General features: G+C 69.7%; 15 protein-coding genes and 1 pseudogene. 7 read left to right on the forward strand and 9 right to left on the reverse strand.

Annotation, left to right across the window (positions count from 1 at the left end):
- Positions 1-57: 57 nt before the first annotated feature.
- The 4 genes from I6J71_RS07765 to I6J71_RS07775 are packed head-to-tail and all read right to left on the reverse strand — an operon-like array spanning position 58 to position 3,373.
- Positions 58-1,551 carry a trypsin-like serine protease gene (locus I6J71_RS07765; protein WP_204094102.1) on the reverse strand — a complete coding sequence of 498 codons (1,494 nt, stop codon included), beginning with the start codon at positions 1,549-1,551 and terminating at the stop codon, positions 58-60.
- A gap of 39 nt (positions 1,552-1,590) precedes the next feature.
- Positions 1,591-2,472 carry an SDR family NAD(P)-dependent oxidoreductase gene (locus I6J71_RS07770; RefSeq protein WP_204094103.1) on the reverse strand — a complete coding sequence of 294 codons (882 nt, stop codon included), beginning with the start codon at positions 2,470-2,472 and terminating at the stop codon, positions 1,591-1,593.
- Positions 2,469-2,765, reverse strand: a complete 297-nt coding sequence (locus I6J71_RS50395; RefSeq protein WP_370542094.1) for a hypothetical protein — start codon at positions 2,763-2,765, stop codon at positions 2,469-2,471. Before I6J71_RS50395 ends, I6J71_RS07770 begins: the two co-directional genes overlap by 4 nt.
- Positions 2,765-3,373: an SDR family NAD(P)-dependent oxidoreductase gene (locus I6J71_RS07775; protein ID WP_370542095.1), complete on the reverse strand. Its 609-nt coding sequence runs from the start codon at positions 3,371-3,373 to the stop codon at positions 2,765-2,767. Before I6J71_RS07775 ends, I6J71_RS50395 begins: the two co-directional genes overlap by 1 nt.
- 71 nt (positions 3,374-3,444) lie before the next feature.
- On the opposite strand from I6J71_RS07775, the gene I6J71_RS07780 reads away from it, so the two are divergent.
- Both I6J71_RS07780 and I6J71_RS07785 read left to right on the forward strand, forming a co-directional pair.
- Complete coding sequence (locus tag I6J71_RS07780) at positions 3,445-4,362, forward strand: LysR family transcriptional regulator (RefSeq protein ID WP_204094104.1); 918 nt, start codon at positions 3,445-3,447, stop codon at positions 4,360-4,362.
- 97 nt (positions 4,363-4,459) lie between these two features.
- Positions 4,460-5,119 (forward strand): fumarylacetoacetate hydrolase family protein, encoded by a 660-nt coding sequence (locus I6J71_RS07785; protein WP_239154507.1) that lies wholly within the window; start codon positions 4,460-4,462, stop codon positions 5,117-5,119.
- 129 nt (positions 5,120-5,248) lie between these two features.
- On the opposite strand, the gene I6J71_RS49690 is transcribed toward I6J71_RS07785, so the two are convergent.
- From I6J71_RS49690 to I6J71_RS47795, 4 genes are all read right to left on the reverse strand, one after another.
- Complete coding sequence (locus I6J71_RS49690) at positions 5,249-5,377, reverse strand: hypothetical protein (protein ID WP_255570798.1); 129 nt, start codon at positions 5,375-5,377, stop codon at positions 5,249-5,251.
- 67 nt (positions 5,378-5,444) lie between these two features.
- Positions 5,445-5,750: a hypothetical protein gene (locus I6J71_RS07790; protein ID WP_204094105.1), complete on the reverse strand. Its 306-nt coding sequence runs from the start codon at positions 5,748-5,750 to the stop codon at positions 5,445-5,447.
- Complete coding sequence (locus I6J71_RS07795; RefSeq protein ID WP_239154508.1) at positions 5,747-6,541, reverse strand: IclR family transcriptional regulator; 795 nt, start codon at positions 6,539-6,541, stop codon at positions 5,747-5,749. The genes I6J71_RS07790 and I6J71_RS07795 overlap by 4 nt, the downstream gene beginning before the upstream one ends.
- Positions 6,542-6,567: 26 nt before the next feature.
- Positions 6,568-7,062, reverse strand: coding sequence for an amidohydrolase family protein (locus I6J71_RS47795; protein WP_239154509.1), 495 nt, complete (start codon positions 7,060-7,062; stop codon positions 6,568-6,570).
- Positions 7,063-7,129: 67 nt separating this feature from the next.
- Between I6J71_RS47795 and I6J71_RS07805 the strand changes: the two genes are divergently transcribed.
- The 5 genes and pseudogenes from I6J71_RS07805 (at position 7,130) to I6J71_RS07825 (ending at position 11,743) form a co-directional block, all read left to right on the forward strand.
- Positions 7,130-8,383, forward strand: a complete 1,254-nt coding sequence (locus I6J71_RS07805; protein WP_239154510.1) for an aldehyde dehydrogenase family protein — start codon at positions 7,130-7,132, stop codon at positions 8,381-8,383.
- Between the two features lie 67 nt (positions 8,384-8,450).
- Positions 8,451-9,008, forward strand: a complete 558-nt coding sequence (locus I6J71_RS07810) for a DUF2283 domain-containing protein (RefSeq protein ID WP_204094109.1) — start codon at positions 8,451-8,453, stop codon at positions 9,006-9,008.
- Positions 9,009-9,323: 315 nt separating this feature from the next.
- Positions 9,324-9,766: pseudogene (locus I6J71_RS07815) on the forward strand (Fur family transcriptional regulator).
- 11 nt (positions 9,767-9,777) lie between these two features.
- Entirely contained in the window at positions 9,778-11,244 is a 1,467-nt protein-coding gene (locus tag I6J71_RS07820; RefSeq protein ID WP_204094110.1) for a catalase, read from the forward strand.
- 112 nt (positions 11,245-11,356) lie between these two features.
- Complete coding sequence (locus tag I6J71_RS07825) at positions 11,357-11,743, forward strand: ankyrin repeat domain-containing protein (protein ID WP_204094111.1); 387 nt, start codon at positions 11,357-11,359, stop codon at positions 11,741-11,743.
- A 9-nt stretch (positions 11,744-11,752) separates the two neighbouring features.
- Here I6J71_RS07825 and car read toward each other — a convergent pair whose 3' ends face one another.
- Positions 11,753-15,244, reverse strand: a complete 3,492-nt coding sequence (gene car, locus I6J71_RS07830) for a carboxylic acid reductase (RefSeq protein WP_239154511.1) — start codon at positions 15,242-15,244, stop codon at positions 11,753-11,755.
- Between the last annotated feature and the right edge of the window lie 77 nt (positions 15,245-15,321).

The raw sequence follows: 15,321 nt of genomic DNA on the forward strand, positions 1-15,321 counted from the left end.
CAAACCCGACTCTGACCCCGGGCCGCGCCGGACCCGGGGCCATCCACCGCGAACCGATCAAGCCTTCGGCTTCGTCAATCCACACCCGCTCAGCGACAGATCCACAGTGGACCCCGCGCCGAGGCAAGCGGGGATTCCCGAGGTCTGCTCGCCGTACGACCGGCTCATGTGGACGAACACAACCCCGTCTTCGTCGACCTCACAGGGGTTGCCATCCGTGCAGACCCCACCCTGGCCGTTGGAGGTGTTGTGGATGCCCACGACCTGGCCGGTGTGCGCGTCGACGATCGGGGAGCCCGAGTCGCCGCCGCCGGGGGAACAGTCTTCGGTGTACTGGATGGCGTGGTGCAGGCTGTAGCCGCCCTCGCGCAGCTCCGGGACGATGTTCGCGACGGCGCACGCCCAGGCCTTCTTCGCGTTCCCCGAGAGCACGTTGACCTGCTCGGCTTGCGCGGCCTCCGAAGTCCCGAGGTCGAACACCTTGACGCCGCCGAGTTGAGCGTAAGTCTTGTCCAGCTGGTACAGCGCGATGTCGGTGCCGGTCATGGTGGCGTAGAGCAGCTTCATCGTGTGCACAGTGGACTTCGGGTTGCCCGCGGCGTCCTCCACGGTCACGTCACGGGCCTCGGCGCGGTTCGTCACCGCCGAGCCGACCGCGGGCCGGTCGCCCTTGACGCAGTGGCCGTTGGTCAGCAACAGCGCCGGATCCGTTGCCGCCGAGCCACGCTTCCGCACGATGGACCCCGAGCACCCGTCGAGCCGTGCGACTCCTTCGAGCGTCGGGTGGCGTTCGGCGGCGGTGTTCTCGGCGATCCAGTCGCGGTACGTGGCGACGTCGGTGTAGATGCCCGGCGAGTTGGTGTCGCCGCCGCTGACCACGCCCGCCAGCACCCAGTCAGCGCCGTTCTTCACCAGGGCCGGCCCACCCGAGTCCAGGTTGGCCGGCCCGACGCTGCCGTCGACCGCGCCGATGCACAGATCGGTCAAGCTGACCTGGCAGGTACTGGTCGCTTGGACCTGGGTGTCGGCTTCGCGCAGCTCAGCGGGGTAACACGCCTTGTCCGCGCACGTGGAGCCCCAGCCGATGATCCGCGCCGGAGTGCCCGCGGCCGGTGTCGACGTGGCGACCCCGATCGGCTTCGCCTTCGCCGGGTGCGCCAGCTTGAGCAGCGCGATGTCCTTGCCGAAGACGTAATGCAGCTGTGGACCGTTCGAACGCCGCGCGTACTTCTCGATCGGGATGAGTTCACCTCCGGACGTCTTGCTCGTCGACCCCAGCCGTACCGACCAGTCGTCCGGTTGGCCGACCTGCTGCTCGTACGTGTTGCGCGCGCAGTGGGACGCCGTGACCACCCACTGCGGCGCGATCAACGTCACCCCGCACACCTGCCCGTCGGGGCTGGGCCCCTCGCCGGGCCGGATCAACGCGCCGGTGAACGGATACGCGTGCGGGGACTCCACTCCGCCGACGATCGCCGACGCCGGCACGGCAGCCAGGGCCGACACGGACACCGCGGCCGCCACGGCGGCCAGCACACTTCGGACTTTCACGGACAGGCGCTCCTTCTCGGGTGAGAACCACGGTCAGGATCAGCGTGGTGACCCTGTGTGCGCGCCCGTCGACCGGACTGTCACGATCCTGTGACAGCTCCCCCACGGCAGGACCTTGCCGTAGCGGATCAGCTGCCCGTAGAACTCGGGTTCCGTCGGCGACAACGCCAAGTCGAGCAACGGCACGGCCGCCGCGGCGGGGCTGGGCGCCGTGCTGACGTCCCACCACAACGCGGAGGTCGGCGTGTTCATCATCCCCGGGCACACCGCCGCGACGAGGACGCCGCGCTCGGCATCCAGCTCGCGGCGGCTCGCGGCCAGCGCGCGCACGGCCGCCACCTGCCCGATCTTCGACGGGATGTTCACGAACGCGGGCCACGCGCCGGCGCGGGCGCTGCCGTCCAAGACCGCGTCGCGCCAGTCGGAGACGGCCTTGTCGACGTCGTCCAACGAGGTCAGGCCGTCGAAGAGGTCGTGTAGCACCGGGGCGAGCCGGCGCAGCGTGCCGAGCGAGCTCGCGACGACGAGGAGCTTGCCGCCGTCTCGCAGCAGCGGCGCGAAAGCCCGCAGCAGGCGCGTGGTGCCGAAGTTGTTGACGTTCACGTACTCGTCGATGATGTCCCGCGGGTCGTCGTCCGGGCCGACGCGCATCACCGCGTTGCCGAACACGACGTCGACCCCGCCGTGGCGTTCGCGCAGCGTCGTGGCGAGCCGGACGACGGACGCGGGATCGGCGACGTCCAGCAGCTCACCGCGCACGCGCGCCCCGCCTGCCGGCAGTGCGTCGACCGCTGCCGTGACGCGCCCGAGATCCCGCCCGGTCAGGTACACGGTGTCCTCAGTGGACAGCCGCTGAGCCAGTCCTTCGACGAGTGCGAGTCCCAAGCCCTGCGCGGCCCCGGTGACCAGTGCGATGGTCATGCTTCCTCCAGAAGTCGTGATGTGTAGTCCCACAGGCGTTGCGCGTTCGCCGGATCCAGCGCGTAGCGCGCCACCCCGTGCAGTTGCGGCACCTCGCCCCGGCGGTCGATCGTCGGCGTCTCGGCGCAGCCGACGAAACAGCGCCCGCCGATGCCCGCGAGCAGCGGCGACGTGGCCAGCAGCACCGACATTGCCGCACCCTGCTCCGGCGTCTTCATCAGTTCCGGCGGGACGGCCCCGCTGCCGCGGCCCTCGGTGTGCCGCTGCAGGTTGGTGAAGATGCCGCCGGGCATCACCGCGTTGGCCGTGATGCCATCGCGGGCCCAGCGTCGCGTCGCTTCGACGGCGAACAGGACGTTGGCCGTTTTGGACTGTCCATACGCGAGCCACCGGTCGTAGCGGCGCACGGCGACAGCTTGTGCCCACTGGGGCTGACGGCGACGATCCGGGCCGCGCCATCGGCGGCGAGCGCGGTGTGGAGTCCGGTGGCGAGGGCGAAGTGTCCGATATGGTTGGTGGCGAACTGCCACTCGCAGCCTTGCGCCGTGTACTGCTCGGGACACGCCATCACCCCGGCGTTGTTCACGAGCACGTGCAGTGGCGCGTCCCACGCGGACGTGAACGCGGCGATCGACGCCGGTTCGGTCAGGTCGAGCGCCGCCACGTGCACGGCGGTGTTGCCGGTGGTCGCGGTGATGTCCTTGCGGGTCCGGTCGCCGGCGGCGGTGGCGCGCACGGCGAGGGTCACCTCGGCGCCGGTGGCGGCGAGGGCCCGGGCCGTCTCCACGCCGATCCCGGACGCCGCTCCGGTGACGACGGCGCGGCGACCGGCCAGGTCGACGCCCTCGGCGACCTCGGCGGCCGTGCTGGCGAACCCGGACGGAGTCTTGATCGGGTTCATACCGGCCACGCTAGGCTTCGCGAGACCATGCCGGTAGCGAAAGCGCGGCACGTGGGGTATGCGTAGTCGGCATGGCTTTCACCGATGCGTCGCTCACGGCGCTGCGCGTGTTCCGGGAGGTGGCGGAGCGCGGCTCGTTCACCGCCGCGGCCGCCGCGCTCGGCTACACCCAGTCCGCCGTCTCGCGCCAGATCGCTTCCCTCGAACGAGCCGCGGGCGCGCCGCTCGTCGAACGCCGCCACGACGGCGTGCGCCTCACTCCCGCGGGACGGCTCGTCGTGCGCCGCGCCGCCGCGGTCGTCGACGCGGTCGACGCCGCCGCCCGCGACCTGGCCGGCCTGCCCGACGGGCACGGCACCGTGCGCCTCGGCTGGTTCGCCAGCGCCGGCGCCGCCCTCGTGCCCCAGGCGCTCGAGCAGCTGCGCCGCACGCATCCCGCCATCAGGGTGACCACGCACGAGGGGAGCACGCCCGCGCTGGTCCGGTCGTTGCGCGCGGGCACGGTCGACCTGGCGCTGATCGCGTCGGCCCCGCCGTTCCGCCCGCCGGACACCGAAACCCCGGCCCTGCACGTGCAGACGCTCACCGAACGCAGTCTGGCTGTCGCCGTCCCCGCGGCGCACCCGCTCGCTCACGGGGACTACGTCGATGTCGCCGAGCTCCACGGCCGGCGCTGGATCGCCGGCTCGCGCAACGAGCACCTCATGGGCGTCTGGCCGGGCCTCGACGAGCGCCCCGACATCGCCCACACCGCCCGTGACTGGCTCGCCAAGCTCCACCTCGTCGCCGCCGGCTGCGGCATCACCACGGTGCCCCCGTCGATCGCCCCGGTCCTGCCACCGGGCGTCCGCCTCCTCCCCGTTCGCGGTGGCCCGTCCGAGCGCCGTCGGATCTTGCTCGCCCGCCTGCCGCACCCGCCGTCGGACGCCGTGAGCCGGCTTTCGGACGTCTTCCGGGAGGTCGCGCTGCGGCTCGAAATCGAGCTCTGACCTGGGAAAAACCTGTTATCGGGCCATCTGCTGCTTCTCGTATAGTCCTGATTCTCAAAAATACGAGCTGCCGAGCGAAGCCGTGCAGGTGGCGCACGTGCGACTGTGCCCGGTGGTGCCGAACCCGGACAAGATCATCTGCGTCGGCCTCAACTACCTCACGCACGTCGGCGAAACGGGCCGGGCCCTGCCCGAGTACCCGGTGCTGTTCACGAAGTTCGCGTCCAGTTTGGTCGGTCCGGACGACGACATCGTGCTGCCGCCCGAGTCGGTACAGGTGGACTACGAGGCCGAGCTGACCGTCGTGATCGGACGCCCCGCGCGCCGGGTGTCCCGCGACGACGCCCTCGACCACGTGCTGGGCTACACGGTCGCCAACGACCTCACCATGCGCGACTACCAGTACAAGACGCACCAGTGGCTGCAGGGCAAGGCATGGGACCACTCGACCCCGCTCGGCCCGTTCCTCGTGCCGCCCGCCGACGCCGACGTCTCGGCGGCCGGCATCCGCACCCTGCTGCACGGCGAGAAGCTGCAGGAAGCCGACCCGTCCCACCTGATCTTCGATATCCCGACCCTCGTGTCGACCATCTCGGAGTTCACCACGTTGCTTCCCGGCGACCTCATCCTCACCGGCACCCCGGGCGGCGTCGGCTACCGCCGCGACCCCCAACTGTTCCTCACCGACGGCGACGAAATCACCGTCGAGGTCGACGGCATCGGCCGGCTCGTCAACCGCGTCCGCGCGGAGAGCTGACCGGGAAGGGAAACCACGGAGGCAGCCGTCCCCTGCCTCCGCGGTTTTCGCCGTGCTCCCACCCGGGCATTCAGCTTCTTCAGCAAAGCGACGAAGCGCATCGCCAGGTCCTGGAGCGGCTGGCCGTGCTCACCTCGCCGTCGTGTGGAGGCGCCGGCGCAGCCATTCGAGGAGTTTCCGATCGGCGCCGTGGCCGATGAGGTCGTTGATCCACTCCTCCAGTTCCCGCGCGTCACCGCTGTCGATCTCGTGGATCACCTTCGCGAAGTCAGGTCCGAGCCCGCTCAACACCGAGAAGTCGGGGTAGTGGCGGCCGGCGGAAACGTCAGCCGGCGTCGAGAGTTCGAGCCAGCTCGTCCAGCCCGGTGAAGAACAGTTCCCAGCCGTCGTTCAGCCGGGCTGATCGTGCGCCGTTGTCGTGGTAGTCGCGCAGAATTGCGAGAATCGCCGCCGTCTCGACGAAGAACGAGTATTCCGGTGCCGTCGTCCACCTGCGGATCTTGGCGAGGACGGCGTGCCCTTCCGGCGAAACGATGGACCACACCAGCTGGCGGCGCTTCGTGAACCCCGCCTCCTTGAGCACCGGGTCGACGTAGCGCTTCGCCAGGTCGTTGAGCGCTTCGACGGTCACTGGGTCGTCAGGAGCAGTCGTTCGCTGATCTGGCCCGCGGCGGCCAGCACCTTGTCCACAATGGCCTGTTCCTCGCCGGGAGCGACGCGCGTCGCGAGGGCGGCGACGCTGACGGCCGCCGCCACGGTGCCGGATTCGTCGCGGATGGGGGCGGCGATGCCGAGGACCTCGGGGTCCACCTCGGCGCGCGTCATGGCGTAGCCGTCGTCCCGGATTTGGTCCAGGCGCTTCAGCACGTCGGGGACCTCGGTGAGCGTGGCGGGCGTGAAGCGCTGCAGGGGAGTGCTGCGCAGCACGGCCTCGACCTCGGCGCGGTCGCTCCACGCGAGCAGCGCCAGTGCCGACGCACCGGCGTTGAGGGGGAGCGTGCTGCCGCGCTCGTAGGAGATGCGCACGCGGTGCGTCTGCGATTCGGCGCGGTCGAGGCACACCACGAGGTTGCCGGTGCGGCGCGTGAGCAGCACGGTCTCGTGCACGGCCTCGGCGAGGTCGGTCATCACGGGCGCGGCGACCTCGGAGAGGCCGTAGGTCCGGCGCGCGAGCCGCGCGAGTTCCAGCACCTTGAGCCCCAGGCGGAAGCCGCCGCCGGGGGCCTCTTCGAGGAAGCGGTTCTTCACGAGGCTCTGCAGGTAGCGGTAGGCCGTCGACTTCGCGACGCCCAGCTTCGTGGCGACCGCGTTGCCCGACAGCACCGGCACCTCGTCGGTGAACATGCCGAGGATGTCGAGCGCGCGGTCGGCCGTGGAGTTGCGCTCGCGGTAGGCACTCGTCTTCTCTACTGGTCCTGCCATGCGGGAAACTATATCTGACATGCGGGTCAGGAGAGGCGTGGGAACCATTCCCGCGCGTTCCGGCCGAACACACCCGCCCGCGTCTCGTCGCCGAGCAGGTCCGTCGCGAGCAGCTTCTCGCGCAGTGCCACGCAGGAATCGGCCGGGGTGAAGGGGAAGTCGCTGCCGTAGTGCAGGTGCGCGGCGTCCGCGACCGACAACCACGCGCCCCGCAGTTCGGGCACCGGGGCGCCGGCGAGGTCGAAGTGCACCGTCTTCAACGCCTTGCGGATGTCCGGCGTCGGCGTGCCGGGCTTCGCGAGCAGCGGCAGGAGCAGCTCGATCCGGTTCGCGAGCACGGGCAGCGCGGCGCCGGCGTGCGGCACGATCACGCGCAGCGACGGGTGCCGCTCCAGCGCGCCCGAGAGGATCAGCTGCGTGACCGCGCGCGTCGAGTCGAACATGAACTCGAGCATCGGCCGCGGATATCCCAGCGCCAGGTGCTCGGCGGCGTCCGGCGTCGTCGGGTGCAGGAACACCACGGTGCCACGGGCGGCAGCTTCCGCGTAAACCGGCTCGAGCCGTTCGTCGCCGAGGTAGACACGGGCCGTGCTGCTGCGCGCCGCCGACCTGCTGGAAGCCGATTTTTCGCGCAACCGCGACTCGCTCGCGCTGGAGGTCGGCGCGGTGCGCGGGTGGGCGGAGATGAACACCGCGGAAGCCGCGGCGACGCTGCGCGAGGCGGCCGGCTTGGCGAGCAGCCCGCTGGGCTCGGTGCTTCCGTCCGCGGATCCGTCCGGCGCGAACCTGAGCCTTCGGACGGCCGCGGGTGTCGTGCTGGCGATCGTGCCGTGGAACGCGCCGGTGGTGCAGTCGGCGCGGTCCGTGGCGATCGCGCTGGCGCTGGGCAACACGGTCATCCTGCGGCCCAGCGAACTGGCGCCGCACGCGGCCGGTCACCTGCTCGCCGACGTCCTGACCCGCGCGGGCGCCCCGGCGGGGGTGGTGAACGTGGTGACGTGCAGCCCTTCGCGCAGCAAGGAACTGGTGGCTTCGCTGGTCGCCGAGCCCGCCGTCCGCCGGGTCGTGTTCATCGGCTCGACGCCGGTGGGGCGCAGCATCGCCTCCGTCGCCGGGAACGCTTTGACGCCGGCCGTCCTGGAACTCGGCGGCAAGAACCCCACCCTCGTCCTGTCCGACGCCGACCTCGACACCGCGGCCGACCGCATTGTCTTCGCCGCCTTCGCGAACTCCGGCCAGGTCTGCATGTCGACAGACCGCGTCCTCGTGGCCACTTCCGCCTTCGCCGAGTTGTGCGAGCGCGTCGCCGCCCGCGCCGCGGCCCTTCCCGTCGGCGACCCCCGGCTCGACACCACGGCCGTCGGTCCCCTCATCACCGACGCCGCAGCGGCACGCTTCACCTCGTTGGCGGGCGACGCCGTGTCGCGCGGGGCCCGCCTGCTGACAGGCGGCAGCGCCGACGGCCGCTACGCCACCCCGACCGTCCTGACCGACGTTTCCCCCGATTCCCCGTTGTACTCCACGGAATTCTTCGCTCCGCTCGTCACCCGCCAGCCGTATGCAGACGAGCCGGCCATGATCGCGGCCGCCAACGACACCCCGTACGGCCTCATCGCCTCCGTCCTGTCCTCCGACCCGTCCCGCGCGTGGCACCTCGCCCGCTCCCTCCGCTGCGGCGCCGTCCACGTCAACGGCCCTTCGGTGGGGGACGAGCCGCACGTGCCCTTCGGCGGGCTGGCCGCCTCGGGCTACGGGCGGCTGGGCGGGATCGAGTCGGTGCTGACCTTCACGGAACAGCGCACGTTCTACCTCCACGACACGGACGTGCTCCCGAATCCGTGAGCCAGGACCGCTTTGGCGGCTAGTGTCTTCACCGCGGAAGCGTCGATTCCTGGAAGGACACAGCTCTTTGGCCAATCTCACGGTCACCTACGACGCCTCGGCGAACGCGGCGTACGTGTATTTCACCGATCCGCGGTTCCCCGAGAAGTCGGCGTACACGTACCCGTGCGACCCGATCGAGGTCGACGGCATGATCAACCTCGACTTCGCCCAGGACGGCCGGGTTCTCGGCGTCGAAGTGCTCGCTGCTCGCGCGAAGCTGCCGCGGTTCCTGCTCGACGCCGCGCAGCGGATCGATCGCCTGGCGACGGCGGCTGCGGAACCCGTGCGCCCCGTTCGGCTCCACGGGCCGGGGATCGCCGCCCGGGTGAAGGCCACGCGGGAAGTGTTCGAAGGCAGGGATATCGAGGTGATCGATTCCTTGCGCGCCACTTCCGGCGATCGCGTCATGGAGTTCCGCGACCCTGCTCAGGGGACAGCGGTCGCCGTAGTCGTGCGGGCCGGCGGGTCGTGGCGTGACGCGGTGGTGACGAACAGCCCGCTCAGTGGCGAGGTGTCCGTGCTTTTCCTGGGCTGGGTACTCGGCGTCGCCGAGGAGAAGCTGGCTCAGCTGTTTCCCGGTTGATCTTGGCCACCGGTCCATCAGCCCCACAAACCGTCAGCCCGGGTTTCACTCTTCGTGACCCGGGATGATCACGGGTGCCCGCATCGCGGGGATGGTCAAGCATGGTGACTGTCATCTCCCGTGAGCGCGCTCAAGCGGCTCGGGGTGCCATGAACTACGGCGCCCGCGCGGCCGCGTCGTTGCGCCACGGGGGCATCGTTGCTGCTCAAGTGGCTGAACCCGGTGCGCGAGCCTTGATCGACTGCGAGTCAATTCACTTGAACGAGTCAAGCCTATTTTCTGGACTTGTTCCAGAAAACGTGATCTGATGCGCTCATGTCGGCCACGGATCCAGCGGAGCGGCTGCGCGGTGTCGCACTGCGGGTCACCAAGCAGCGGAGCCTGTGCTGCGCGCGGTGGAACAGCGGCCGCACGCCGATGTCGACTCGGTCGTCCGCGCGGTGCGCGGGGAGATCGGGGCGGTGTCGACGCAGGCGGTGTACGACATCCTCGCTGCGCTGGGCGAGGCCGGGCTGGTGCGCCGGATCGAGCCCGCCGGGTCGCCGGCGCGGTTCGAATTGCGCGCGGGCGACAACCACCACCACGTGGTCTGCCGGGGATGCGGCGCGGTCGAGGACGTCGACTGCGCGGTGGGCGAGCGGCCATGCCTCACGCCCGCCACCACGCACGGCTTCGTGGTCGACGAGGCCGAAGTGACCTACTGGGGACTCTGCCCAGCCTGCGTCGCACCAGGCACAACAGCGCAACACCCGAACTGAGGAGGATGGGAATGGCTTTCGAGGAAAACACGAAGCCGTTGACCACGGCCGCCGGTGCGCCGGTCGTGGACAACCAGAACAGCCTGACCGCGGGCGCCCGCGGCCCGGTGCTGCTGCAGGACCTGTGGCTTCTGGAGAAGCTCGCGCACTTCGACCGCGAGGTCATCCCGGAGCGGCGCATGCACGCCAAGGGTTCCGGCGCGTGGGGCACGTTCCGCGTCACGCACGACATTTCGCAATACACCAAGGCCGCCCTCTTCGGGAAGGTCGGCAACGAGTGTGAGATGTTCGCGCGCTTCTCCTCCGTCGCCGGTGAGCGCGGTGCCGCCGACGCCGAGCGCGACATCCGCGGCTTCGCCGTGCGTTTCTACACCGAAGAAGGCAACTGGGACGTCGTCGGCAACAACACTCCGGTGTTCTTCCACCGCGACCCGCTGAAGTTCCCGGACCTCAACCGCGCCGTGAAGCGCGACCCGCGCACCAACCTGCGTGACCCCGAGAACAACTGGGGCTACTGGACGGGTCTGCCCGAGTCGCTGCACCAGGTCACGGTCGTCATGTCCGACCGCGGGATCCCCAAGTCGTTCCGCCACATGCACGGCTTCGGCTCGCACACGTTCAGCTTCATCAACGCGGGGGGCGAGCGGCACTGGGTGAAGTTCCACTTCCGCACCCAGCAGGGCATCGAGAACCTGACCGACGAGGAAGCCGCCGCCGTCATCGCGCAGGACCGCGAGTCGAACCAGCGCGACCTGTTCGAGGCCATCGAGCGCGGCGACTTCCCGAAGTGGAAGCTGTTCGTGCAGATCATGCCCGAGGCCGACGCCGCGACCTACCGCTTCCACCCGTTCGACCTGACGAAGGTGTGGAGCAAGAAGGACTACCCGCTCATCGAGGTCGGCGAATTCGAGCTGAACCGCAACCCCGACAACTACTTCGCCGACGTCGAGCAGGCCGCGTTCACCCCCGCCAACCTCATCCCGGGCATCGCCTACAGCCCGGACCGGATGCTGCAGGGCCGGCTGTTCTCCTACGGGGACGCCGCGCGCTACCGCCTCGGCGTGAACCACCACCAGATCCCGGTCAACTACCCCCGAGGGGCCAAGCTGGTGAACACTTACCACCGCGACGGCACCATGCGCGTCGACGGCAACCAGGGCGGGGTCCCGGGCGTCGAGCCGAACAGCTTCGGCCGCTGGCAGGAGCAGCCGGCCTACGCGGACCCGGCGCAGGCCATCGGCGCGAGCGCCGACCACTTCGACTACCGCGAGGACGACGACGACTACTACACCCAGCCCGGCGACCTGTTTCGCCTGCTGAGCGCGGACGAGCAGCAGCGGCTGTTCGAGAACACGGCCCGCGCGATCAAGGGTGCGCGGAAGGTCACCGTGCTCAAGCACATCGAGAACTGCACCAAGGCCGACCCGGCGTATGGCGAGGGCGTGCAGAAGGCCTGTGAGGCCCTCGGCGCGCTGTGAGGTCCTCTCCGGACTAACCGGGCCGCCCCGTACCCGTGACGGGGCGGTCCGGCTTGCGGTCACCGGCGACACTTTTCCTGCTTGCGCTGTACGGAATCGGTGGAATCACATCATGTCGGACAACGAACATCCCGTGGTCGCGCGCGAAGATCTTCACCAGCGAGCGCGAGCCGTCATGGCGGATCTCGCGCGCGACGGCAACACGAATGAGCTCGCGGACTTCATCGAGCACGGCCTGGAGGTCAACGCACTCGACGAGGCCGGCAATTCACTCCTGATGCTCGCCGCTTACCACGGGCGGCTCGAGACTGTGCGGTACCTCCTCTCGAAGGGTGCGGATCCGGACCTCTGCAACGCTCGGGGCCAGACGCCGATCGCCGGGGCGTTGTTCAAGGGGGAGAACGAGATCGTCACTGCGCTCAAGGATGCCGGCGCGGATCTCGATCTGGGTACGCCGACTGCGCGGGAGGCGGCCACGATGTTCGGGCAGGCGTTGTAATACGGACGGTCACCCGAGGCCCAGCACTCGCAGATCGGTGGCGTACTTGAGGATCAGTTCCTCGGTGACGTGCGGGATGCAGCCCGGCACACCGATTTTGTTCCGCCGCACGGCTTCCTGGAAACCGTCTGAGGGCGCGATGCCGGCACGGGCCGGCTCCGCCGGGTGCTCGTAGGAGTGCAAGAGGGGGAGCACCGAGTGCCGCTGCTGGTCCTCGGGCAGTTTCCCCAGCGCCGCCCGGAACCGGCGAAGCCATTCCGAGTAGTCGTCGACGCGTTCGATCCGGTGACCGGCCGCGGCGAGCCAGTCCACGAAGGTGTCGAGTGATATGCCGTCTTCGTGCGGGTTGAGCACGTGGTAGGTGTCGTATCCGCGGGCGCCGAGGGTGTTCACGGCTTCGGCGGTGAAATCGACGGGGAGCCCGTCGTAGTGCGCGGCCGGGGGCGCGCCGTCCTCGGTCCGGTAGAAGGATTTCGGGGCCAGGCCGGTGGTGAGAACGCTCAACAGCAGCCGCGTGAACAGGTCCGGCACGTTGACCTGGCCGGCATAGCGGCGGTGCGCGAGGATCATGTCGGACCGGAACACGGCGACCGGCAGCCCGCACATTTCGTGCGCCTCCCGCAGCAGTACCTCGCCGGCCCACTTGCTGGTCGAGTAGCCGTCGGCGTAACCCTCGCCGCAGTGGCGCACGGGGCTGAGCCGCCGGATGTCCGGGGCCTCGGCGAAAGAGCTGGCGTCGATCTGATCGGCAATGCCGATGGTCGACAAGTACGTGAACGGCTTGAGCTTCGCCGTGACCGCCAGCCGGATCAGCTCGGCCGTGCCGACGACGTTCGGGCCGAACAACTGCTCGTACGGCAGCACGTGGTTGACCAGCGCACCGACGTGCGTGATCGCGTCGACGTCGGCGGCGAGCCGTGACCAGAGCGGTTCCGGCAGGCCGAGCCGGGCCTCTTGCAAGTCGCCGGCGAGCACCTCGAGGTGGTCTTCGGCGACGTAACGGAAACGGCGCACAAGGTCGGTGTCGCCGGTGTCGTAGACTTTTTCGACGCGGCGGCGCGCCTCGGTGTCGTCGGTGGCGCGCACGAGGCAGATCAGCTTGCCGCCGCGTTCGGCGAAGCGTTCGAGCCAGTCCAGGGCCACGAACCGGCCGAGGAACCCGGTCGCGCCGGTCAGCAGCACGGTCTTCGGCTCACCCGCCGCGGGAGCGAGTCGTTTCGCGGCTTCGAGGGTCCGCCCGTCGAGGAACTTCTCCAACCGCAGATCGGCCGCGCGCACCTCGGTGGCACCCGTACCGTGCACGGAGCCGAAGGTCGGCCTCTGCCCGGCGGAACTCCGCTCGGTTTCGACGTACCGGGCGATAGCCCCCAGATCGGAGGCGGGACTGAGGATGACGGCGACCGGCACCTCCACACCGAAGATCTCGCACAGGAGGTGGGCGAAGGACAACGCGGACAGCGAATCCCCGCCCAGGTCGGTGAACTGCGTTTCGGGGCCGAGGTCCGTGCTGTCGCAGCCGAGCAGCGCCTGCGCCGCGCGGGCGACGGTTTCGTACACCGGCCGGTCGGCGCCGTTCGCACGCAGTGCGCGCAGTTCGTCGTCCTGACCCCGTTCGATCTCCTCGTACAGCTGGTCCAGCTGATCACCGTAGCGTTCGCGAAGGCGCGGGCGCAGCTGTTTCCTGATGTCGGACAGCAGTCCGTTGCCGATGCTGAACGGTTCGGTCTCGATGAGGAAATCTCGCGGGACCTCGTACGGTTCCAGGCCGGCCTGCCGGGCGGTCGTCTGCAGCGCCGCGGCGAGCTCGGCCTTCAGCGACGCCGGACCGTCCGCTGCCCGCAGCGCTTCACCGGTCGGCACGATCACCGCGAGCAGATACGGCCGGCTGCTGCTGCCGTAGACGAAGATCTGGTGGATCAGGGGGTTCGCCGCCAAGGTCAGCTCTACTGTGGACAGAGTGACGAACTCGCCCTGGGAGAGCTTCTGCACGTTGGCCCGGCGGTCCACGTACTCCAGCCGATCGGGACCGGTTTCGGCCATGATGTCACCGGTGCGGTAGAAGCCGTCTTCGTCGAACGCCGACGCGGTGACCTCGGGCCGCCGGTAGTAACCGGGGAACACGGGATCGGTCTTCACCAGCAGCTCGCCACGCGGATGCGGCCGGTCCGAAGTGGAATAGCCGAGTTCGGGAACGTCCACCAGCTTGTACTCGAGCACCGGAGGTCGCTGGATCCGGCCGTCCACCAGCACCAGGCCGAACTCCGTGGCTCCGTACACTTCGTGCAGCGGGACTCCGAGCACGGCTTCGGCGAACGCCCGGATCTCCGGCGACGTCGGAGCACTGCCGACCACGGCGTGCAGCAGCCGATCGCCGAGGAACCGGCGCCGGATGTCCGCGGTGACGGCGGCGTCGAGCTCGGCATCGACGGTGAACTCGCCGCGGCGGCGGTCGCGTTCGGCTTGGTAGCGTTCGAAAAGCGTGTCGAAGAGCCGGGGCACGGTCATCAAGCTGGTGGGCCGCGCCATCCCCAAGTCCTCGAACAACGTGGACAGATCACTCCTGGCCGTGAAGTGGTTGATCCCGCCGCGGCCGAAGGTGTCCACGATCGTCGCCCGGCCGAACATGTGGCTCATCGGCATGAAGTTGACCGCAATCGCCGGTTCGCCGGCCGCGCCGAGCGCGCCCGTCCACCACCGTCGCACGAGGCTCTCCGGGTACAAGGCGCCCTTGGGCGTGCCGGTGCTGCCAGAGGTGTAGACCACACAGCTCAACGGGTCTTCGCCGGGCGCCGGCTCGGGCAACGGCGGGGCCGGCAGTGTGCGCCCGTGCTCGATGGCCGCCTCGAGCGTGCCGATCGAACGGCCGGCGCGGGTGAGTTCCGCCTGGGCTGCCTCGAACGCCTCCCGCTCGTCGTCGACCTCCGGGTGATGGTCGAACACCACGACGGCCCGAACCGACTCCGCCGAGAGCGTCAGTTCGGCCGCCGTGCCGAGGTAGGCGGGGCTCGAAGCGAGCAACGCCGGCTCGGTTTCCTCGACGATCGCCCGCAACCGGGCCACGGAAGCGGTCGGCTGGAGCGGGACCGAGACCACGCCGAGGCGGACCGCCGCCAGGTCCAGCGTCGCGTAGTCCGCGCTCGTGAACCCGATGGTGGCCACACGATCCCCGGCGCGGAGCCCGCGCCCGGCCCAGTCTGCCGCGATCGCCGTGGCGCGCGCCCACACCTGTCCGTAGGTGCGGGTCGTGAACCCGGGCACCAGCCGGCGTGCCCGGCGGCGCGAAACCGGGTCGGTGACCAGCGCCGACCGGCGTTCCCTGATCGCCGGTCGATCGGCATACGCGTGCATCACGTGCTCGACGATCCGGATGAGCGGCAGATCCGGCCGCGACAGGGCCTCCCGGACGGCGGGGTCGGGTGCCGCGTCCCTGAACTCCGGATCGGTCGCCAGCAACCGGGCCATCCGCTGCGCCCGGTCCTCTGGGACTCCCGATGTGATCACTCCTGCCACCGCCTTCCGCGGTCGAAAAATCACGTACTACCTTTACCTTACTGACAAGTAATTGAATCAGCACCATG

Origin of the sequence: Amycolatopsis sp. FDAARGOS 1241 (assembly GCF_016889705.1) — a bacterium.
Classification (GTDB): Bacteria; Actinomycetota; Actinomycetes; order Mycobacteriales; family Pseudonocardiaceae; genus Amycolatopsis.

Excerpts from the sequence above, each read along its gene's own strand:
- I6J71_RS07820 (WP_204094110.1), top strand. The coding sequence starts at position 9,778 with ATGGCTTTCGAGGAAAACACGAAGCCGTTGACCACGGCCGCCGGTGCG.
- I6J71_RS07770 (WP_204094103.1), bottom strand. The coding sequence starts at position 2,472 with ATGACCATCGCACTGGTCACCGGGGCCGCGCAGGGCTTGGGACTCGCA.
- I6J71_RS07780 (WP_204094104.1), top strand. The coding sequence starts at position 3,445 with ATGGCTTTCACCGATGCGTCGCTCACGGCGCTGCGCGTGTTCCGGGAG.
- I6J71_RS07795 (WP_239154508.1), bottom strand. The coding sequence starts at position 6,541 with ATGGCAGGACCAGTAGAGAAGACGAGTGCCTACCGCGAGCGCAACTCC.
- I6J71_RS50395 (WP_370542094.1), bottom strand. The coding sequence starts at position 2,765 with ATGCCCGGCGGCATCTTCACCAACCTGCAGCGGCACACCGAGGGCCGC.
- I6J71_RS07825 (WP_204094111.1), top strand. The coding sequence starts at position 11,357 with ATGTCGGACAACGAACATCCCGTGGTCGCGCGCGAAGATCTTCACCAG.
- I6J71_RS07775 (WP_370542095.1), bottom strand. The coding sequence starts at position 3,373 with ATGAACCCGATCAAGACTCCGTCCGGGTTCGCCAGCACGGCCGCCGAG.